15 protein-coding genes are annotated in these 19591 nt (G+C 67.8%); 12 read left to right on the forward strand and 3 right to left on the reverse strand.

The window, feature by feature from the left end; genetic code table 11:
• From K6142_RS15225 to K6142_RS15260, 8 genes are all read left to right on the forward strand, one after another.
• Positions 1–117: UxaA family hydrolase (locus K6142_RS15225; protein WP_190245403.1), on the forward strand; the 117-nt coding region annotated here is incomplete at its 5' end.
• Positions 118–231: 114 nt separating this feature from the next.
• Entirely contained in the window at positions 232–1200 is a 969-nt protein-coding gene (locus K6142_RS15230; RefSeq protein WP_190245404.1) for a tripartite tricarboxylate transporter substrate binding protein, read from the forward strand.
• A 72-nt stretch (positions 1201–1272) separates the two neighbouring features.
• Entirely contained in the window at positions 1273–1731 is a 459-nt protein-coding gene (locus K6142_RS15235; RefSeq protein ID WP_190245405.1) for a tripartite tricarboxylate transporter TctB family protein, read from the forward strand.
• A gap of 12 nt (positions 1732–1743) precedes the next feature.
• Positions 1744–3252 carry a tripartite tricarboxylate transporter permease gene (locus tag K6142_RS15240; protein ID WP_190245406.1) on the forward strand — a complete coding sequence of 503 codons (1509 nt, stop codon included), beginning with the start codon at positions 1744–1746 and terminating at the stop codon, positions 3250–3252.
• An 84-nt stretch (positions 3253–3336) separates the two neighbouring features.
• Entirely contained in the window at positions 3337–4050 is a 714-nt protein-coding gene (locus tag K6142_RS15245; protein ID WP_190245407.1) for a TerC family protein, read from the forward strand.
• Positions 4051–4246: 196 nt separating this feature from the next.
• Entirely contained in the window at positions 4247–5497 is a 1251-nt protein-coding gene (gene larA / locus K6142_RS15250; protein WP_190245408.1) for a nickel-dependent lactate racemase, read from the forward strand.
• A 471-nt stretch (positions 5498–5968) separates the two neighbouring features.
• Positions 5969–8002 carry a methyl-accepting chemotaxis protein gene (locus tag K6142_RS15255; RefSeq protein WP_190245409.1) on the forward strand — a complete coding sequence of 678 codons (2034 nt, stop codon included), beginning with the start codon at positions 5969–5971 and terminating at the stop codon, positions 8000–8002.
• A gap of 332 nt (positions 8003–8334) precedes the next feature.
• Entirely contained in the window at positions 8335–9384 is a 1050-nt protein-coding gene (locus tag K6142_RS15260; RefSeq protein WP_190245410.1) for an Ldh family oxidoreductase, read from the forward strand.
• Between the two features lie 158 nt (positions 9385–9542).
• Here the strand turns inward: K6142_RS15260 and K6142_RS15265 are convergent, their stop codons facing one another.
• The 3 genes from K6142_RS15265 to K6142_RS15275 form a co-directional block, all read right to left on the reverse strand.
• On the reverse strand, positions 9543–10274 hold the full coding sequence (locus K6142_RS15265) for a GntR family transcriptional regulator (protein WP_190245411.1): 732 nt from the start codon (positions 10272–10274) through the stop codon (positions 9543–9545).
• Between the two features lie 297 nt (positions 10275–10571).
• On the reverse strand, positions 10572–12032 hold the full coding sequence (locus K6142_RS15270) for a sigma-54-dependent transcriptional regulator (protein WP_190245412.1): 1461 nt from the start codon (positions 12030–12032) through the stop codon (positions 10572–10574).
• Positions 12017–13135: a sensor histidine kinase gene (locus K6142_RS15275; RefSeq protein WP_012613110.1), complete on the reverse strand. Its 1119-nt coding sequence runs from the start codon at positions 13133–13135 to the stop codon at positions 12017–12019. The genes K6142_RS15270 and K6142_RS15275 overlap by 16 nt, the downstream gene beginning before the upstream one ends.
• Positions 13136–13477: 342 nt before the next feature.
• Between K6142_RS15275 and K6142_RS15280 the strand changes: the two genes are divergently transcribed.
• From K6142_RS15280 to K6142_RS15295, 4 genes are all read left to right on the forward strand, one after another.
• On the forward strand, positions 13478–13939 hold the full coding sequence (locus K6142_RS15280) for a response regulator (RefSeq protein ID WP_190245413.1): 462 nt from the start codon (positions 13478–13480) through the stop codon (positions 13937–13939).
• Positions 13940–13974: 35 nt separating this feature from the next.
• Positions 13975–16809: a PEP/pyruvate-binding domain-containing protein gene (locus K6142_RS15285; protein WP_190245414.1), complete on the forward strand. Its 2835-nt coding sequence runs from the start codon at positions 13975–13977 to the stop codon at positions 16807–16809.
• A 419-nt stretch (positions 16810–17228) separates the two neighbouring features.
• A complete protein-coding gene (locus tag K6142_RS15290; RefSeq protein WP_190245415.1) occupies positions 17229–18929 on the forward strand; it encodes an ATP-binding protein in 1701 nt (566 codons plus the stop codon).
• Between the two features lie 202 nt (positions 18930–19131).
• Positions 19132–19491, forward strand: a complete 360-nt coding sequence (locus K6142_RS15295; RefSeq protein ID WP_190245416.1) for a response regulator — start codon at positions 19132–19134, stop codon at positions 19489–19491.
• The last annotated feature ends 100 nt before the right edge of the window (positions 19492–19591 follow it).

Consider the following 19591-nt stretch of genomic DNA (forward strand, 5'->3'; position numbering starts at 1 on the left):
GGCGCCGGCGACAAGCTGGTGGAAATGGCCATCCGCACCGCCAACGGCCGTAACACCGCCGCCGAAGTGCTGGGCCACCGCGAATTCGTCCTTACCCGCCTGTACGAAAGCGCCTAGTCTGTATGCCTGCTCCCCTCGTGGACGACCACGGGGGGAGTTTTCCCTTGGTATCTGGGACTGTAGGTTTATAGGTCAACAAGCCCGGCCTTCCTGGCCGGCAGGAGAAAGGCCATGAAGAACCGGTGCTACAGCCTCCGTAACGTTCTTGCCATTGCGTTCCTGTGCGTCGCCATGCTCTGGACCGCATCTGCCTCCGCAGAAGACAAGTTTCCCTCCAAGCAGCTCACCTACGTGGTGACCTTCGATCCGGGCGGTCAGTCCGACCGTGAGGCCCGTCGCCAGCAGAAATACCTGCACCAGATCCTGGGCCAGCAGATCGTTGTCGACTACGTGGTAGGCGGCGGCGGCGCCGTGGGCTGGAAGGAACTGACCCGCACCAAGCCCGACGGCTACACCTTCTACACCATCAACACCCCGCACATCATTCTGCAGCCCATGCAGCAGAACGTAGGCTACAAGACCGAGCAGATCGTGCCCGTGGCCATGTTCCAGAGCACGCCCCTCGGCCTTGCGGTGAATGCCGACAGCCCGTTCAAGACCATTGACGATCTGCTGGCCGCGGCCAAGAAGGATCCGGGCGGCGTGACCATCGGCGGCTCTGCGGCATTCTCCGGCCACCACATGGCCACCCTGCGTCTTGAAAAACTGGCGGGCCTGAATTTCAGCTACGTGCCGTTCACCGGTTCCGCCCCCCAGATGACCGCCATCCTCGGCAACCATGTGGATGCCGTGTTCGCCAACTCCGACGACCTCGTGCGTTTCAAGGACAAGCTGCGCGTGCTGGCGTTCTCTACCGAGCAGCGCTTCCCGCACTTCCCCGACGCGCCGACGCTGAAGGAAAAGGGCTTCGACATGGTCGACTCCATCGACCGTGGCGTGGGCGTTCCCGTGAACACCCCGGCCCAAGCCATCGCCACCCTTGAAAAGGCCTTCCTGGAAATTGCCAACAACCCGGATATCCAGAAGGAAATGCGCGACCAGGGTTTCGTGCCCCTGTCCATGGGTCATGAAGCCAGCGTCGCGTACATCAAGAAAGTGACCGCCGAGTACACCGAACTGGCCAAGTCCATCAAAAAGTAACGCGCACACGGGGGGCAGGGCCGGTAGTGCCACCGGATCTGCCCCCTTATGCATCCGAAGAGGGGACATTCTATGCGGACACTCCGCTCTGCCGACATCGTGAGCGGCATATTCATCTGCCTGTTGGGCGTGGCCGTCACCATCGCGGCCATGAACATTCCGGCACTCATGGGCGAGCGACTGCCGTCCAAGGCGCTGCCGCTGCTGTGCGGCGTGCTGACGGCTATCGGCGGCGTGCTGCTGGTCGTGCGGGCCATAAACTACAAGGGCGAGGAAATTCCCGTCGACTGGCCGGCCGCCGACGGTTGGCGGCACATCATCGTCACCCTGGTGGCGCTGGTGGTGTACATCGCCGTCATCAACCTGCTGGGCCTGCCCGTTGCCAGCATGGTTTTCGTCGCCGTGCTCGTGCCTTACCTCGGCATGAGTGTTCTCGCCGGGATTCTCTCCGGCCTCGGCACCGCAGTGTTCATCTACCTCATGATCCACTACCTCTCGCTTAGTTTCCCGCTCGGCGTGCTGGGTTCATAGGAGAGTCCGCTCATGTTCTTCTCATTCGACTTGCTGTTCCAAGGGTTCGTGGTAGCCATGAGCCCGGAAAACATCATGTGGGCTTTCGTGGGCTGCTTCATCGGCACCCTCGTGGGCGTGCTTCCCGGCATCGGCCCCTCCAGCGGCATCGCCATCCTGCTGCCCCTGACCACCTTCCTGCCGCCCACCCCCGCCATCATCATGCTGGCCGCCATCTACTACGGCGCCATGTACGGCGGCTCCACCACCGCCATCATGGTTAACATCCCCGGCGAGGCCTCGTCCGTGCCCACGGCACTGGACGGCTTCGAGATGGCAAAACAGGGGAGGGCAGGCGCCGCACTTGCCATATCGGCCATATCATCGTTCGTGGCGGGCACGGTCAGCCTGCTGGGCCTGACCTTCTTTGCGCCCACCCTGGCCAGCTTTGCCCTGTACTTCGGCCCGCCCGAATATTTCGCCCTGATGGTCATGGGCCTGTCCCTGGTGGTCAGCCTGGCCGGCAAGGCGCTGTTCAAGGGCCTTGTCAGCGCCATCCTCGGCCTCACCGCCGCCCTTGTGGGCCAGAATCCCCTGACCGGCGTTGCCCGCCTGACCTTCGGCTCGGACGAGCTGATGGCCGGGGTCAACTTCATCAGCGTCATCATCGGCCTGTTCGCCCTTGGCGAAGTGTTCTGCAACGTCGAGCAGCGCATCACCTACATGCTCGACAACCGCAAGGTCGAGTGGATGCCCAAGTGGGCCGACGTGTACCGCTGCCGCTGGGTCATGCTGCGCTCGTCCATCGTGGGTTTCTTCATGGGGCTTCTGCCCGGCTGTTCCCCCGCCGTGACCACCTTCGTGGCCTACGACATGGAAAAGCGCCTGTCCAAGAACCCCGAAAGCTTCGGCAGGGGCGCCATTGAAGGCGTGGCCGCGCCCGAAGGCGCCAACAACGCCACCTCCAGCGGCGGCTTCGTGCCCCTGCTGGCCTTCGGCCTGCCCACCGGCCCCGCCCTTGCCGTGCTGCTGGGCGGCCTGATGATGTACGGCCTGCAACCCGGCCCGCTGCTGTTCCAGTCCGATCCCACCTTCGTGTGGGCCATCATCGCCTCCATGTACGTGGGCAACCTGATCTGCCTGCTGCTCAACCTGCCGCTGGTGGGCATGTGGGCGCGCATCGCCCTCATTCCCTTCCCCGTGCTTGGTCCGCTGATCCTTGTGTTCGCGGTGCTTGGCGCGTACAGCATCCGCTTCCTGCTGTTCGACGTGTGGGTGACCCTGGCCTTCGGCGTCGTCGGCTACCTGATGCGCAAGCTGAAGTTCCCCATGGCGCCCCTGGTGCTGGCCAGCGTGCTGGCCCAGATGCTGGAAACCTCTCTGTCGCAGTCCCTGCTCATGTCGCGCGGTTCGTGGATGGTGTTCTTCTCCCGTCCCATCGCCTGCGTGTTCATGGTGTTGGCCATCGGCTCGTTCGTGCGCGGCCTGTGGGTCCAGTACAAGAGCGGCGAAGCCGAGGCCCTGGCCGACGGCGACGATTAACCACCGCTCCCGAAACGCCCGGCGTGGCGCGTTGTACGTCACGCCGGGCGTCTTTTCGCCGATCATTTTCAAGGAGAGAGTCAGATGATGGACGTCCTGTTTCCCGGCGGCATAGCGTTTACCTGGGAATTCTTGAGCGCGCTGCTCAGCATCGTGCTCATCGACCTTGTCCTTGCCGGGGACAACGCCGTGGTTATCGCACTGGCGGTACGCAACCTGCCTCATCGGCAAAAGATGATGGGGATCATGCTCGGTTCCGGCGCGGCCGTGCTGCTGCGCATCATCCTTACCTTCTTCGCGGCCAAGCTGTTGGGCCTTGCCTACGTCAAGCTGGTGGGCGGCGCGCTCATCCTGTGGATTGCCGTCAAGCTGCTGATGGAGAGTGGCGGCGAGGAAAAGGACTGCCATGAGTGCAAGGGCCTGTTCGACGCCATGATCACCATCGTGGTGGCCGACCTCGTCATGTCCACGGACAACATCCTGGCCGTGGCCGGCGCGTCCAAGGGCAGCCTTGGCCTGCTCATCTTCGGCCTGGCGCTCAGCATTCCCTTCGTGGTGTTCACCTCGAACCTGCTGTCCACGCTCATGGAACGCTACCCCATCATCATTACCATCGGCGCGGCTGTGCTGGGCAAGGTGGGCGGCGAGATGATCGTCACCGACCCGTTCATGCATTCGGTGCTGCCCCAGACCGCGGTGGTGGAATACGGCGCCATGATCCTGGGGGTTGCGCTTGTGCTGGCGTATCCCCGCCTGCACCGTGCGGTGGTGCGCAACCGGGTTTCCGATGACGGTTGATGCGGTCCGGCGCGACGGGGACGTGATGCTGTTGGACGTCCCCGCCGCCCTTTGTGCGCCCGATGCCCGGGGTGGGCCGTAGGCGCCTTCCGCTCTGCCCCCGTCGTGCGTGTTCCCGTGCTGGTACCGCGCGGCGGGGGTTCGATCTTTTCGGGCACCCCGTTGCGGCAACATTTCATGCGAGAGGTTTCGTTCCATGCGCATCGACCTGAAGTACGGGCACGGCTACGTGCCCCTGGATTTGCCGGATTCCGTCCACGTGGACGTGTTCGAACCGAACCCCGTGCAGCCGCTGGCCGATCCTCTGGCCGCCCTGCACGCCGCCCTGGATGAACCGCTGGGCTGCCCCCGGCTGGAAGACCGCCCGGCACCGCGCTCCGTGGCCATCGCCGTGCCCGACGAAACGCGCCCCGTTCCGGTGCGGCTGCTGTTGCCGCCGCTGCTGGACCGGCTGTTTGCCGCGTATCCGACGCTGAAGCCGCAGGACGTGGTGATCGTGGTCGGCGGCGGCCTGCACCCCCCGGCGGACGAGGCCCAGCTGGCCCGCGTCCTGCCGGAAGACCTGCGCGGCTGCCGGGTGGTTGCCCATGACGCCGAGCACTCCGGGCTGGTGCGGTTCGGCGCCACCACGCGCGGCACCCCGGTGGAGGTCAACGCCGCGTACGGCGCGGCGGAACTGCGGCTGGTCATCGGCATGGTGGACGCGCACCAGTTCGTGGGCTTCACCGGCGGGGCCAAGGGCGTGGCCATCGGCTGCGCCTCTGCCGCCATGATCGAGGCCAACCATCGGCTGATGCGCGATCCGGCGGCCACGGTGGGCGCCATAGACACCAACCCCGTGCGTCTGGACCTGGACGAGGCCGGTGAACTGGCCGGGGTGGCCATGGCCGTCAACGTGGTGCTGGATGCGGCCAAGCGGCCGGTGGCAGTGCTGGTGGGCTGGCCGCCGCTGGTCATGCGCGCGGCGGCCAAGGTCACCGCGCAGGTGTACGGCCTTGCCTACGACGCCCCGTATGACATCGTCATCGCCTCGTGCGGGGGCTCCCCCAAGGACCTCTGCCTGTACCAGGCCCAGAAGGGGCTGAACACGGCGGTGCAGTGCGCCGCGCGCGGCGCGAAGGTGCTGCTGGTGGCCAAGTGCGACCAGGGCATCGGCGACGAGGTGTACCACGACTACGTGCGGCGCTTTCCGTGCGCGCATTCGCTGAAGAAGGACTTCGAGTCCGGGGCGTTCCGCATGGGCGCGCACAAGGGGTTCCTGTTCGCGCGGGCCACCACCAGCTTCGAGGTGGTGGTGCATTCCGACCTGGGCCCGGACCGGCTGCGCGAATGCCTGCTGACGCCCGGCGACATGCAGGAAACCGTGAACACTTGGCTGGCGGGGATGCGGAATCCGCGCGTGGCCGTGGTGAAGAACGCCAACTCTTCGTTCTTTTACCGGAAATAGATTCCTCGCCTGCCTCCTCCTGAGGCGGCGGGCGGATTCCGCATGGCGACCGGATCGGCCCTGAAGGGCCGTCACGGCAAGCCGGTCGGGAAAACGCCGGGCTCGCAAGGGCCCGGCCCATACGGAGTCCGCCCGCCCTGCAGGCGGCAGGGGCGCGGATTGCCCGGCAGTCCGCTTCTGTCCGCACGGGGGATCTGCGGTCAGAGCGCGTTCCCGGGGCCGTCCGGGGAGCCCGGTACATCCCATGCAGCGGTGGCATCCGCAGCAAGCAAGGCAACACAGGCAGGTGCCTGCCCGGGGGGGCGGGGATGACCGGGGTCGGCAGCGCCCGCATGCATCGAACCTGCAAGCAAGGGGGCGGGACAGCAGTCAGGCGGGGCCGGTCCGCGCGGACCGGTAGAGCGCTCCTGCGGCGGCCTGTTGGCTCCGGCGGGGCGTCGGCGGAACAGCAGACACACTCCGGAGGGCAGCATGCTTCTGAAGACCAAGCTTTATCTGGGTTTTCTTGCCGTACTCCTGCTGACGGTCGTCGTCGGCGGCATCGGGTGGCGGGGAATGCACGACATGGTCAGATATGGCGGGTACGCCACTGCCATCGAAACGGGCATGCGCCGAATGTCCTCGGCCGAGGCGTCCATGGGGCGCTACATGCTGCTCGGCGAGGAAGCGCAGGCCGACGTTACAGGCCAGCACCTTGACGGTGCGCTGTCCATCGTCACCGAAGTCATGGGCACCCTGAGCGAAGAGTGGGCCGCCGCCGACGGCAAGGCCCTGGTGGAGAACCTGGAAAAGTTCAGGACGGCCTTCGGACAGCTGGTTTCCTCCACCCAGGAAATTTCGGTCATGCGCGAGGGCCTGGTGCGCAACGCAGAGGCCGTGCAGGCTGCTGCCGCCAGGCTTGAAGAGACGCTTTCCGCCTCCATGCGGGCTGCGCCGGATGCTGCCCGCTTTGGCAGCTACCGGCATTTGGCCGCGGCCATGGCGGGCTTCGGCACCGTGCGGGTGCATGCGGGCCAGTTTCTGGTCCAGCCCGACAAGGATCTGCGGCGCAAGGTGACCCGCCATCTGTTCGAAGTGCGCAAGCAACTGGAACAGGCCGGAGAGGGCCAGCTTGATCCCTCCGTGGCAGAGGCCCTGGGGCAGTTGCAGGGGCTGGTCAACGATTACGGCATGGCTTTCGGTCTGTGCGCGGGCACCATGCAGGCGCGCTTTGCCGCGCTGGAGCAGCAGCGCCACGTGCTGGAGGCGGCCCAGGCGGCAGCCGGAGAGGCCCTGGCCCACGCCGGAGAGGCCCTGGCCGCCGCGTCCAGAACGGCCACATGGCTTCTGGCCGGGGTGGCGCTGGCGGCAACGTGCGTCGGCGGGGTCATCGCCTTTGTCCTGCCGCGCGGCACCGTGCGCCAACTGGGCAAGGACCCCGGTGAACTGGCCGCCATCGCCCGGCGGGTCACCGAGGGCGACTACGACATTGATGACGGCAGCCCCCGCGCAGGCGTATACGGTCATATCGTGGACATGGTGCACTCGCTGAAGAAGCACCTTGCCAGCGCGGAAGAGGAATCGCAGCGCGCGAGAGAGGAATCGGAACGGGCCCGGCTGGCCATGCAGCAGGCGGACGAGGCCCGCATGGGAGTAGAAGCGGCCAACCGGACCATGCTGTCGGTGGCGGACGAGGCCCACGCCATTGCCGCGCGCATCGCCGCCGCGGCGGAAGAACTGGCCGCCCAGGCCGAACAGGTGGGCGCCGGGGCAGAGGTGCAGCAGCAGCGCATGGCCGAAACCCTGGCCGCCATCACCCAAATGAACGGGGCCGTGGCAGAGGTGGCCGCCAGCGCCGCCGCCACCAGCCTCAGTTCCGACGATTCGCGCCGCAACGCGGAAGAAGGCGCGCAGGTGGTGGCCCGCACCGTCACCGCCATCGAGAAAGTGGCGTCGGGATCGGACGCGGTGCGCCGCAACATGCAGGAGCTGGGCGTGAAGGCGGAAGCCATCGGCAAGGTCATGGAGATGATCGCCGACATCGCGGACCAGACCAACCTGCTGGCGCTGAACGCGGCCATCGAGGCGGCGCGGGCCGGCGACGCCGGGCGCGGCTTTGCCGTGGTGGCAGACGAGGTGCGCAAGCTGGCCGAACGCACCATGCAGGCCACGGCGGAAGTGGGCGGCAGCGTGCGGGGCATTCAGGACGTGGCCCGGCGCAACGTGGACGCGGTGGAGCATTCCGTGGCGGCGGTGGGCGAGGCCACCCGCTCGGCCCGTGAATCGGGCGAGGCGCTGACGGCCATCGTGCGCATCGTGGGTGACTCCGCCGCGCAGGTCAACGGCATCGCCACGGCGGCGGAGCAACAGTCCGCCGCCAGCGAACAGATCGGGCGCACGGTGCAGTCGGTCAGCGACATCGCGGCGGAAACGGCGGGCGGCATGCAGCAGTCGGCCGTGGCCATCCGCGAATTGTCGGAAATGGCCGCGCAACTGGAACAGGCCTTGACCCGCCTGCGCGCGTAGGATGTGCCCCCGGCGGGACTTTTCGCCCGCCGGACCGACCCGAAGGGCGCGGAGCGTGCCCGTTACGCGAGCCTGCAAGCGTTGCCCCAGCCAGGGGTGAGCCTGCGAACCGCACGGATGGGGACGGCAACGATACGGGCACGGTGCGCAGGGTGGTCGAAACTCCGCCCGCCACTTCGGTCGAATGCCGAAGAGCATGCTTCTTTCGTGGCAGGCTTGTTTTCCCTGCCAGCGAACGAGAATCCTGCCTTGAGGCCCGCGTGGATCCTGCCCTTGGCGGGGTCGGCAACCTGGCGGATACTTTCCGGATTCAACCTGCCGCAGGAGCAACCATGAGCGTGATCCTAGGGCCCGACGACCTTGCGGCGCTGTGCCGCACCGTGCTGGAGCGGGCGGGCGTGCTGCCCGCCGCCGCATTTTCCGTGGCGGGGGCGCTGGTGGCCGCAGAGTGCATGGGCATACCCTCGCACGGGGTGGCCCGTTTGCCGCAGTATGCCGACCAGGTGGCGGCGGGCAAGGTGCGTGGCGATGCCGTGCCCCGCGTGGAAAAACCCCTGCCCGCCACCGTGCGCGTGGATGCCGGGTGCGGCTTCGCCTATCCGGCGCTGGAGGCCGGTCTGGACGTGGCCGTGCCGCTGGCCCTGCGCATGGGGTGCGCGGCGCTGGGGGTGACCAATTCGCACCATTGCGGGGTGGCCGGGCTGCACGTGGAGCGGGCCGCCCGGCAGGGGCTGGTGGCGCTGCTGTTTGCCAACACCCCGGCGGCCATGGCCCCGTGGGGCGGCAACCGCGCCTCGCTGGGCACCAATCCGCTGGCCTTCGCCTGTCCGGCGCCGCCGGAAGATGCCCCGGAACCCACGGCTGCCGCCGGTGCCGGGCCGGAACACGATCCGCTGGTCATGGACCTTTCGCTCAGCACCGTGGCGCGCGGCAAGATCGTTGCCGCCGCGCGCGAGGGCCAGCCCATTCCCGCGGGCTGGGCCGTGGACGCCCACGGCAGCCCCACCACCGATGCGCGGGCCGCCCTTGGCGGCATGCTGCTGCCCTTTGGCGGGGCCAAGGGCGCGGCGCTGGCGCTGATGGTGGAACTGCTGGCGGCATCGCTCACCGGCAGCAACCACGCGTACGAGGCCTCGTCGTTTCTGGATGCGGCGGGCGGCCCGCCCCGCACCGGGCAGTGCATGCTGCTCATTGCGCCGCAGGCCTTCGGCGCCGATTTCGCCGGGCGCGCCGCCGCGCTGCTGGGCCACGTGCTGGACCAGCCTTCCACTCGCTTGCCCGGTGCGCGACGTTTCGAACTGCAACGGAGGGCGCACCGCGAAGGGGTGGCCATACCGTGGTCGCTGCACCAGGATCTGCTGCACCGCGCCGGGGGGGCGTGAGCGGGTACTCTCCGCCCTGAAAACTTGCGGCGGTGAGGCGACCGCAACGCCGACTCCGCCGTATGCGCAAGAACGGGCCTTCCCCTTGGGGAAGGCCCGTTCCGTGTGTTCGCATGCGGCGCGGGCGTGCGCCCGTCCCGTGGTGTCCCGGCGAGGGATCAGGAAAGCTTGGTGCGGTAGTGGAAGTTGGTGGTCACGCAGCGGGTGTGGCGCAGTTCCACGGGGTTGTCCTCGATGTCCATGGCCACGCGGCGGATGGCCAGCAGCGGGTGCCCCACCGGGATGCCGAGGCGCTCGGCGTCGACCTTGTCGGCAGCCACGGCGGTGATGCTTTCGTCCGCCTTGGCGATGGTGACGTTGAACCGCTTCTGGAAGAAATCGTACAGCGTGTTGGGCAGCGACCCCACGGGAATGGACTCGACGCCCGGCATGCGCGAGCAACTGAGGGTGATGCGTTCGTTCAGCAGCGGCACGCCGTCCAGCGAGCGCACGCGCTCTATGCGCAGCACCGGCGCACCCAGGGCAATGTCCAGCGCCGCCGCCTCTTCGGCGTCGGCCTTGGTGTGGGCGGCCCCGTACACTTCGGAAATGGGCAGGGTGCGCCTGTCCTCGCAACTGACGATGCGGAAGAAGCGGAACAGCGCCTCGTCCGCGTCGAAGGTGGCCACCGCCGTGCCCTTGCCCTGGTAGCGCACCACGCGGCGCTCCGCGGTCAGCTCGTTCAGCGCCTTGCGCAGGGTGCCGTGGCTGACGCCGTATTCTTCGGCCAGCACGGGTTCGCTGGGCAGGAAGCTGCCCGGTGCCCATTCGCCTGTGGCAATGCGGCGGAGCAGCGATTCCTTGACCTGCTGGTATAGGGGGTTGAAGGCGGGCTTTACGGGCATGTGCATCTATGGGTGCTTCCGGAAGCCGGGGGCTTCCTGTTTCTGGTCAGGTCTTGCAAAAAATATAAGATAACAGTCTGGCGATGCGCTGTCATGCACCTATCCGAGAAACGGGCGCAAGACAAGGGGGTGATAATGAATCAAGCAGCCAGACGCGCGGCGTGGCGGGCCTTTCGTTGATGCTGGTTGATCGGGCAGCCGCCCTCCCCGTCATGGGGCGGACAGGCGGAGGGGCGCCCGTGCGGTGCAATGCCGGTAAAGTGCCAGTGAAGTGGCGGAGGCGTGACGGCCCGCCCGCCGTCGTCAGGAAACCTGCGTCTCGATGCGCAGGCCGTATTTTTCGATCTTGGCCAGCAGGGTGGGGCGCGAAAGCCCCAGCAGGCGCGCGGCACGGGTGCGGTTGCCCCCGGTAAGGTGCAGCGCCTCGCGCACCACCAGCCGTCCCACGTGGTCCATCAGCGAATCGAACACGTTGTCGCCGTCGCTTTCGCTGAGGGTGCGGCGGATGAGCTCCTGCATGGTCTGGTCGGCGGCCAGCGAAAGGTCGCAGGCCGGGCCTTCGCTGCCGGGGCGCACGCCCCGGCTGGCCTCCAGGGCCTGCTTCAGGTCCGGTTCGCCCAGCGGCCCCCCACGGCTGAACACCAGCGCCTTGTGCACGGTGTTGCCCAGTTCGCGCACGTTGCCCGGCCACGGCTGCGCTTCCAGGTAGGCCAGCGCCTCGGGGGTGATGCCGGGGTTCGGCATGTCCATCTCGCGCGAGAAGCGGGCCAGAAAGTACCGCGCCAGCGGGGGGATGTCCTCGCTGCGTTCGCGCAGGGGGGGCAGCCACAGGGTGACCACCTTCAGCCGGTAGTACAGATCCTCGCGGAAGCGCCCGTCGGCCACGGCGGCCTCCAGGTCGGTGTTGGTGGCCGCGATGATGCGCACGTCCACGGGGATGGGCTGCCTGCCGCCCAGCCGTTCGATCTGCTTTTCCTGCAACAGGCGCAACAGCTTGGCCTGGATGCCCAGCGGCATGTCGCCTATTTCGTCCAGGAACACGGTGCCGCCGTTGGCCTGCTCTATCTTGCCCACCCGGCGATTGGTGGCCCCGGTGAAGGCCCCCTTCTCGTAGCCGAACAGTTCGCTTTCCAGCAGGGTGTCCGGGATGGCCACGCAGTTGATGATCAGGAACGGCTTCTCGCCGCGCAGGCTGTGCTGGTACACGGCGCGGGCCACCAGTTCCTTGCCGGTGCCCGATTCGCCCCGCACCAGCACCAGGGCGTCGGTGGGCGCGGCCCGGCCGATGGCCTTGTACACCTGGTGCATGGCCCGGCTGGTGCCCACCAGGGCCTCGCCCAGCGTCTCCTGCCCGGTGCCGTCGTCGCCGTCGGCCACCATGTCCACGCGGGCGCGCATGCGGCGGCCCGCCTCCACGGCCTGCTCGATGAGCGCGAGGATGTCCGGGATCTCGAACGGCTTCAGGATGTAGTCGAAGGCCCCCAGCTTGGTGGCCTCGATGGCGGTCTCGGTGGTGGAATAGGCGGTCATGATGACCACCGGCAGGCGGGCGTCTATCTCGCGGATGGCGCGCAGGGCGGTCAGGCCGTCCATGCCGGGCATGCGCACGTCCATGATCACCAGTTCGGGCAACTCTTCGCGCACCAGCTTGATGCCCTGCTCGCCGGTGGAGGCGGCGCGCACGTCGTGGCCTTCCCCGGCCAGCAGGCGCTGGAAGCTCTGGCGCAGTTGCAGTTCGTCGTCGACGATCAGGATCTTAGCCATGAGTCGTCCTTGCGGGCGGGCAGCACGATGACGAAGGTGGCCCCCTTGCCGTGCGCCGAATGCAGGTGCAGCCAGCCGCCGTGCTCCTCGAAGATGCGCCGGGCGATGGGCAGGCCGAGGCCGGTGCCTTCTTCCTTGGTGCTGAAGAACGGCTGGAAGACTTCCTCGCGGATGTGCTGGGGCACGCCGGGGCCGCTGTCCGCGATGCGGATGACCACGGCCCGGCCCAAGGGATTGATGATGCCCTTTTCTTCCGTGATGTCCAGCGTGCCGTCGTAGCCCATGGCCTCGCACGCGTTCAGGATGAGGTTGACCAGCGCCTCCTTGAGCTGCTCCGCGTCGCCGTCCACCACGGGCAGGCGTTCGGCCCGGTGCACCGCAACCGCCACGTTGAACGATTCCAGGCGGTGCTTGAGCAGTTGCAGGGTCATGTCCACCACGTCGGACGGGCTGACCGGCTGCATGCGCAGGCGCGGGCGGCGCGAGAATTCCAGAAAGTTGGTGACGATGGCGTCCAGGTGGCGGATTTCCGCGGCGATGACCTCGAAGTCCTCCTGCTGTTCCTTCTGGTCCGGCCCCAGCTTCAGGCTGCGTTCCAGCGCGAACAGGCGCAGCTTCACCGAGGTCAGCGGGTTGCGGATGGAATGGGCCACCCCGGCGGCCAGCTTGCCCACCAGGGCCAGCTTTTCGGTCTGGCGCAGGGTTTCGTGGCTTTCTTCCAGCTGCACCTGGGTGCGGTGCATGGTGTCCAGCAGGTGGCGCAGGCGGCGGTCCAGCACCTCCACCTCGTTGCCGTAGGCGTCGGCATCCTCCAGCCCTTCCAGGGCCAGGCGGCGGATGGGCCCCAGCACCTGGCGGAACACCACCACGGCCAGCAGCCCGGCCAGAAACAGCACCAGCAGCATCAGCCCCAGGGCGTCGGTGGCCGGGTCCGCCGTCCAGGTGCCGAAGGGCGTGGGAAGGGACAGCCGGCCGCTGGCCATGAGCAACGGCAGCGCGGCGGCAGCCATGGACGTGGCCGCCAGCGCGGCCAGCAGCAGGCCGATGCGTACGCGCAGGCTGGGGCGAAAGCGCACCACCCGGGGCAGTATCCAGTTCACCATGGCGAATCCGTGGGCCAAATGTGAGGTTGCGGTACCGGTATGTCAGTGGGTCAGGGGCGGTTCTAGCCCAATTTGCGCGCGGTAACAACGAGAGGGGCGGGTGGCCGGGCTGTCCGCCTGCGCGCCCCCGCGTGACCCGGCATGTCCCGGCCCCGGTTTTTCACGACATGTCTTTGCATGACTCTGCACGTCTCCACATGACAGGGGCACGAGAGTGCGACTGTCGTGTGTCCAGCCACCTTGTGGCCCATCCCAAAGAACGGTAGGAAGGCAGGGCGGACCTGCACCCCGCTGCCGCACGCGCACGGGGGCAGGCCCGCCATCCTGACGCCGGGAGGCTCCATGACCGACACGCCGACATCAGATGCCCACACCGGCGGAGCCCCGTCCGGTGGCGTTCGCACCTTGCCGCGCGTTCTGCTGGTGGACGACGAGCCCGAAAGCACCGAAATGCTGGCCCTGCGCCTGGGCAAGCGCGGCTTTCCGGCGGCGCGCGCGGCCAGCGGAGAAGAAGCGCTGGAACATCTGGCCCGTGAAGGGGCCGACGTGGTGGTCATGGACGTGAAGATGCCGGGCATGGGCGGCATGCGCGCGCTGGAGCGCATTCGCACCGAGTTTCCGGGGGTGGAGGTTATCATGCTTTCCGGCCACGCCGACATGGAGGTGGCGGTGGAGGGCATGCGCCTTGGGGCCTTCGGCTACCTGATGAAGCCCACCGATTTCGACGAGTTGCTGTTCAAGATCGAGGATGCCTACACCCAGTGTCAGCTTGAGCGCAGGGCTGCGGCGCGCAAGGGCTCTTAGGGGCATCCAAAACCTGCATCCACCCGGAAACCGCCATGGGTCTGTTCTGCTGGCTGCCCTTCCGCCGCAAGCGGCGGGACGAGGAGCGCGCCGCCGCCGAAGAGGCCTTCGCGGCGCGGTATCACCGCTTCAAGCTGGTGCTCAACGCCTGGGCCAAGTTGCAGGAAGTGATGACCGAGATGGAACTGGCCCTGTGCTGTGTCCATCCCTTCGGCATGCAGACGGTGCGCTCGCTGTGCACCCGCATCACCACCCAGGTCTACCAGTGCATCCGCCAGCTGGATGAACTGGCCCCTGGCCGCTACCCGGAACTTTTCGCCCGCTTCGACGCCATCCAGGCCGAGGTTTCGGCCATCGTCTATGGCCGCCCCGCCACCATGGACGGCCCGCTTGCCCTGCCGTTAGGCCATCCGGACCTTACCCTGCCCGACCTTGCCGACCCTGCCCTGACCCGGCTGGGAGAACTGCGCGCGGCGCTGGCCCCGCGCGACGGAGAGGCTGCCGCGTCCGCCACGCCGGGCGGCATGCCGGGCGGGGGTGTGCCCGACGGGTTCATCATCACCGCCGCCGCCTGTCAGCGGCTGTTCCGCCATCAGGCCCTGCAAGAGGAGATCGGGCGGCGGGTGCAGGCGTCGGGCGGCATCAGGCCGGACAACCTGCTGGATCTTTCGCCGTCCATCGTCGGGCTGATCCAGGCGGCGGAGGTGCCGGACGAGGTGGCCGACGCGCTCATGGACGCCCTGTACGCCCTGCGCAAGCGGATGGCCGCGCGGCCCGGCGCGCACGGGCGGGACATGCGCCTTCTGCTGCGCGGGCGGGTCTGGCCGCAGGGTTCGACGGGCGCCGCCGAGAACACGGACGACGACGCGGGCGGCATGACCCTGTGGGGGCCGTCCATTCCCCTGTTCGAACAGGGCTCCGGCCCCGACGCCCAATCCGACAGGCAGCGCGTGCTGGACGCCCTGCGCGCCACCCTGGCCCTGAAGTATTCGCCCCAGGCCATCGCCTACCGCCGCAACCGGGGCCTGCGCGACGCGGGCACCTGCGTGTGCGTGGGCTGCTTTGCCGTGGATGCCCCGGTGGCCGGGGGCATCGCCTATACCGGCAACCCCCTGCACGCCCGCGACACCTCGGTGCACGTCTACGCCGCGCGCGGCCTGTCCGAGGCCGTGGAGGACGGCGCGCACGATGTGGACGCCTACCACGTCTGCCGCGTGGGCGGTTCTGTGCGGTTGCGCAGCATAGCCCCCAGGGCCGACGCGGCCACGGGGGAGGCGCTGCCCGTTCCGCCCGTTCTGCCCGTTCCGCCCGTTCTGCCCGTTCCGCCCGTTCTGCCAGTTCTGGATGACGCGGCGGCCCGCGCCGTGGCCGAACTGGCCCTGGCCGTGGAGGAGCGCTGCGGCCTGCCTCAGGAGATCGACTGGCTGCTGGAGCCGGACGGTTCCGTCTCGCTGCTGCATGCCCGGCCCTTGCCCGCGCCGCGCGCCCATCTGCCGGAAAGCTACGCCGAGTCGGAAGCCGAGGACGCCGCCCAGACCGAATGCCCGCCCCCGGCCCTGCTGGACGGCGGGATCACCGCCGGGCCGGGCGTGGTGGCCGGGCCGGTGCACATCGTGCGCCAGCGGGACGACGTGCGCAGCTTCCCCGATGGCGCCGTGCTGGTGGTGGCGCGCGACCTGGCCGACTGGGGCATGCTGCTGGACCGCGCCAGCGCCGTGGTGGCCGAGCGGGGCCGCATTTCCAGCCAGCTGGCCGCCGTGGCGCGCGAATTCGGCAAGCCCGCCGTGTTCGGCCCGTTCCGGCAGGGCAGCCCGCTGGACCTTCTGGAGCAGGGGGCCATGGTCACCGTGCATGGCGACGTGGGCGTGGTGTACCCGGGCCGCATCGAAGCCTTCATCGAATCGGCCCCGCACGAATGCAACTTCATGCCCGGCAGCCCGGTGTTGCAGGCGCTGGACGCCGCCGCCCACCACATGCTGCCCCTGACCCTGGACCCGGATTCGCCCGACTTCAAGTCGGCCAACTGCCGCACCTTCCACGATCTGGGCCGCTTCTGCCACGAAAAGGCCGTGGCAGAGATGTTCCGCTTCGGCTCGCAGCAGCGCCACGCGCCGCAACGGGTCAAGCAGTTGCAGTGCGACGTGCCCAAGCAGTTCTGGGTGGTCAATCTGGACGACGGCTTCGACGGGGATGTCAACGGCCCGCTGGTGCCCATCGCGCGGGTAACCTCGGTGCCCATGCGCACCCTGTGGCGCGGCATGAACGCCGTGCCGTGGCAGGGGCCGCCGCCGGTGGACGCCAAGGGCTTCCTGTCGGTGATGTTCGAGGCCACGGCCAACCCGCATCTGGATCCGGCTGCCCAGAGCGCGTTCTTCACCGAGCGCAACTACTTCATGGTTTCGCGCAATTATTGCAGCCTGCACTCGCGTTTCGGCTTTCACTTCGTGGCCGTGGAATCGCTGGTGGGCGACCGCACCCCCGAAAACTACGTGGTCTTCCAGTTGCGCGGCGGGGCCGCCAACATCGAACGCCGGGTGCGCCGGGTGGAATTCGTGGCCGGGCTGCTGGGCGAATTCGGCTTTGCCTGCACCGTGCGCCGCGACGCGCTGTCGGCCCGCATCGAAAACCTGCCCCAGCCGGATGCCCTGCGCATGCTGCTGGTGGCCGGGTACATGACCATCCATACCCGCCAGCTGGACATGATCATGAACGACGGGCCGCAACTGGCCGAACGGCGCGCCGCCATGCTGGCCGACTGCCGCCGCCTGCTGGAAGAGGCCGATCTTGCGGCAGCGGCAGAGGCCGAACAGGCCATGTCCGGCGACGACGCCCGCCCGCGCCGGGCCGTGGACCCCGCCGCCCCCATCTGATCCCCCTGGCGGCGGTGCCGCATCAAGCTCGGACCGGACACGGACCGGACACGGACCGGACACGGGACGAAGACGGAACGAAAACCGGCGGAACGGGTGCCGGTTGCTTCCCTGTTTCGCCCGTTTCGGTGGACCGGACGCTTCCGACGATTGTAAAATGCTGGATGATCGGGTAATTGTAGCACATGGGGTGACCCCTGCGCGGCCCGTGTTTCAGAAGTGTGCCGCCGGGGGAGAGAGGTTGCCGCGCTGATGTTCCGGCGTATCCGTCGTGAAGCGGATGTTCCGAAGCCGCAACGTTTTCACGCCGTGGACGGCGCGTTCCTTCCTTTTCCCCAGGCCCCTTTTCCCGGTGATCGTTCCCGGGCGGTCTTTTCAGGGTGCCCCCCGTCGCGGGGGGGCCCGCCCACGGAGGCTGGATGGACATCGGCGGATATACCAGGCTGCGGCGCAGGCTCACCTTCGCCATGCTCGCCTTTTCGCTCGTGCCGCTGTTCGCGCTGGGCTTCTTCATCCATCTCCAGTTTTCCAAGACCTACCACGAACGCATGGTTTCGGGCATCGAGGCGGTGACCGAAAGCAAGCGCCGCGCGCTGGATACCTTCCTGGCCGAGCGCGTCTCGCAGATCAAGAGCCTGGCCTGGACCCACCCGTTCAGCGAACTGTCCGACCCCGCCAGGCTGGGCACCATCTTCGGGGTCATCCAGTCCAACGCCCGCTCCTACGTGGACATCGGCGTCATCAACGACCAGGGCCAGCACGTGGCCTACGTGGGGCCGTATTCGCTGGAAGCGGCCAACTACCGCGACGAGCCGTGGTTCCACGAGGTGATGCTGAAGGGCCAGTACGTCAGCGACGTGTTCACCGGCTTCCGCCGCTTTCCGCACTTCATCATCGCGGTCATGCGCCGCGAGAACGGCAGGGCCTGGATACTGCGGGCCACCATCGATTCCGCCGCCGTCAGCGCCATGCTGCACCGCGCCTATTCCGGCACCAACAGCGATGCCTTCCTGCTGGCGGTGGACGGCACCCTGCAATCCGATTCGCGCAACAACGGCGCCATCATGACCAGGTCCGGGCTGCACCTGACCATGCCCGACAGGGCCAAGCGCGGAGTGGTGGTGGATACCGTGGCCAGCACCGACGGCAGGCCCATGATCACCGGCATGACCTGGCTCGAGAACATGCCCTGGCTGCTGGTGGTCATGGACGACCCGCGCGAGCCGCTTTCGCCCCTGGCGCAAACCCAGATCATCGTGGTGCTGTTCCTGCTGGGCGGGGCCGTGGTCATCTGCCTGGGCACCTTCTTCACCACCCGCGTCATCGTGGACAAGGTCATCGAGGCCGACCGCAGGCAGGCCATGCTCGACGCATCGCTCATGCAGTCCAGCAAGATGGCCGCCCTCGGCAAGCTGGCCGCCGGGGTGGCGCACGAAGTGAACAACCCGCTCATGCTCATCCGCGAAAACGCCGGGTGGATCCGCGACCTGCTGTCCGAAGAGGACGCCGCCCGCATGGGCCACCACGCCGAAATCGAGGAAGCCGCCGTCAAGATCGAGCAGCACGTGGACCGGGCCAAGGGCATCACCCACCGCATGCTGGGCTTTGGCCGCCGCATGGAACCCATGCAGGAAGACGTGCCCCTCAACGTGCTGACCGAGCAGACCGTGAAGTTTCTGGAAAGCGAGGCCCTGCACCGCTCCATCACCATACACAAGGATTTCGACGCCGAACTGCCCGCCATCACCACCGATACGGCCCAGGTGCAGCAGGTGATCCTGAACGTGCTGGACAACGCCATCGACGCCGTGGGCCAGGGCGGCTCCATCACCGTGCGCACCGGCGCCACCGAAGGCGGGCAGGAAGTGTTCGTGTCCGTCACCGACACCGGCGGCGGCATCGCCCCCGACGTGCTCGAACACATTTTCGACCCGTTCTATACCACCAAGAAGGCAGGCGAAGGCACCGGCCTTGGCCTCGCCATCTGCTACTCGATCATGGAAAAACTCGGCGGCCGCATCGTGGCGGAAAGCACCCCCGGCAACGGGGCCACCTTCACCGTGTACCTGCCCACCGCGCCGCCCGCCTTCACGCAGGATACCCTGCTCAACTTGCGGTAGAGCCTGCACCGATTTGACCGGGGGAAGGGACCCTTTGGAAAGGGTCTCCTTCCCCCGGACCCCCATCCCCCCAAACTTTTTGGTTGGGGGGTAGCCCCGCAAGGGGTCAAGGGGGCATGCCCCCTTGCGGGGTGCGGGGCAGGGCCCCGCGTTCCACCGGTGCGAAGCATAGTTTTTTTGGGGAACCATACGGGGCAGAGTCATGAAGATTCTCATCGTGGATGACGAGACGGAATTCCTGGACCTCATGCACAAGCGGCTTGCGCGGCGCGGCATGGAGGTGGACACGGCGGACAACGGCACGGACGCGGTGGCGCGCGTGGAGCAGGGCGTCTACGACGCGGTGGTGCTGGACGTGAAGATGCCGGGCATGGACGGGCTGGAGACGCTGCGGCGCATCAAGGCGCTGCGGCCCGAGGTGCCGGTGGTGCTGCTGACCGGGCATGCCAGCCTGGGCGCGGCCCTGACCGGCATGGAACTGGGCGCGTTCGACTACATGCTCAAACCCGTGGCCATCAACGAACTGATCTTCAAGCTGGGCGAGGCCGTGCGCCACGCCTGAGCGGCGGCGCGCGTGCGAATGGCGACAGGATGGCGGCCCACGCAGGCGGGCCCGGTGACACTCGGCGGTCGCATTGGCGGCTTTATCGGCGGCCTCATCG

The organism is Nitratidesulfovibrio sp. SRB-5 (assembly GCF_019931275.1).
Taxonomy (GTDB): domain Bacteria; phylum Desulfobacterota; class Desulfovibrionia; order Desulfovibrionales; family Desulfovibrionaceae; genus Cupidesulfovibrio.

Excerpts from the sequence above, each read along its gene's own strand:
- larA (WP_190245408.1), top strand. The coding sequence starts at position 4,247 with ATGCGCATCGACCTGAAGTACGGGCACGGCTACGTGCCCCTGGATTTG.
- K6142_RS15255 (WP_190245409.1), top strand. The coding sequence starts at position 5,969 with ATGCTTCTGAAGACCAAGCTTTATCTGGGTTTTCTTGCCGTACTCCTG.
- K6142_RS15275 (WP_012613110.1), bottom strand. The coding sequence starts at position 13,135 with ATGGTGAACTGGATACTGCCCCGGGTGGTGCGCTTTCGCCCCAGCCTG.
- K6142_RS15290 (WP_190245415.1), top strand. The coding sequence starts at position 17,229 with ATGGACATCGGCGGATATACCAGGCTGCGGCGCAGGCTCACCTTCGCC.
- K6142_RS15270 (WP_190245412.1), bottom strand. The coding sequence starts at position 12,032 with ATGGCTAAGATCCTGATCGTCGACGACGAACTGCAACTGCGCCAGAGC.
- K6142_RS15235 (WP_190245405.1), top strand. The coding sequence starts at position 1,273 with ATGCGGACACTCCGCTCTGCCGACATCGTGAGCGGCATATTCATCTGC.
- K6142_RS15240 (WP_190245406.1), top strand. The coding sequence starts at position 1,744 with ATGTTCTTCTCATTCGACTTGCTGTTCCAAGGGTTCGTGGTAGCCATG.
- K6142_RS15265 (WP_190245411.1), bottom strand. The coding sequence starts at position 10,274 with ATGCACATGCCCGTAAAGCCCGCCTTCAACCCCCTATACCAGCAGGTC.
- K6142_RS15245 (WP_190245407.1), top strand. The coding sequence starts at position 3,337 with ATGATGGACGTCCTGTTTCCCGGCGGCATAGCGTTTACCTGGGAATTC.
- K6142_RS15295 (WP_190245416.1), top strand. The coding sequence starts at position 19,132 with ATGAAGATTCTCATCGTGGATGACGAGACGGAATTCCTGGACCTCATG.
- K6142_RS15285 (WP_190245414.1), top strand. The coding sequence starts at position 13,975 with ATGGGTCTGTTCTGCTGGCTGCCCTTCCGCCGCAAGCGGCGGGACGAG.
- K6142_RS15230 (WP_190245404.1), top strand. The coding sequence starts at position 232 with ATGAAGAACCGGTGCTACAGCCTCCGTAACGTTCTTGCCATTGCGTTC.
- K6142_RS15280 (WP_190245413.1), top strand. The coding sequence starts at position 13,478 with ATGACCGACACGCCGACATCAGATGCCCACACCGGCGGAGCCCCGTCC.
- K6142_RS15260 (WP_190245410.1), top strand. The coding sequence starts at position 8,335 with ATGAGCGTGATCCTAGGGCCCGACGACCTTGCGGCGCTGTGCCGCACC.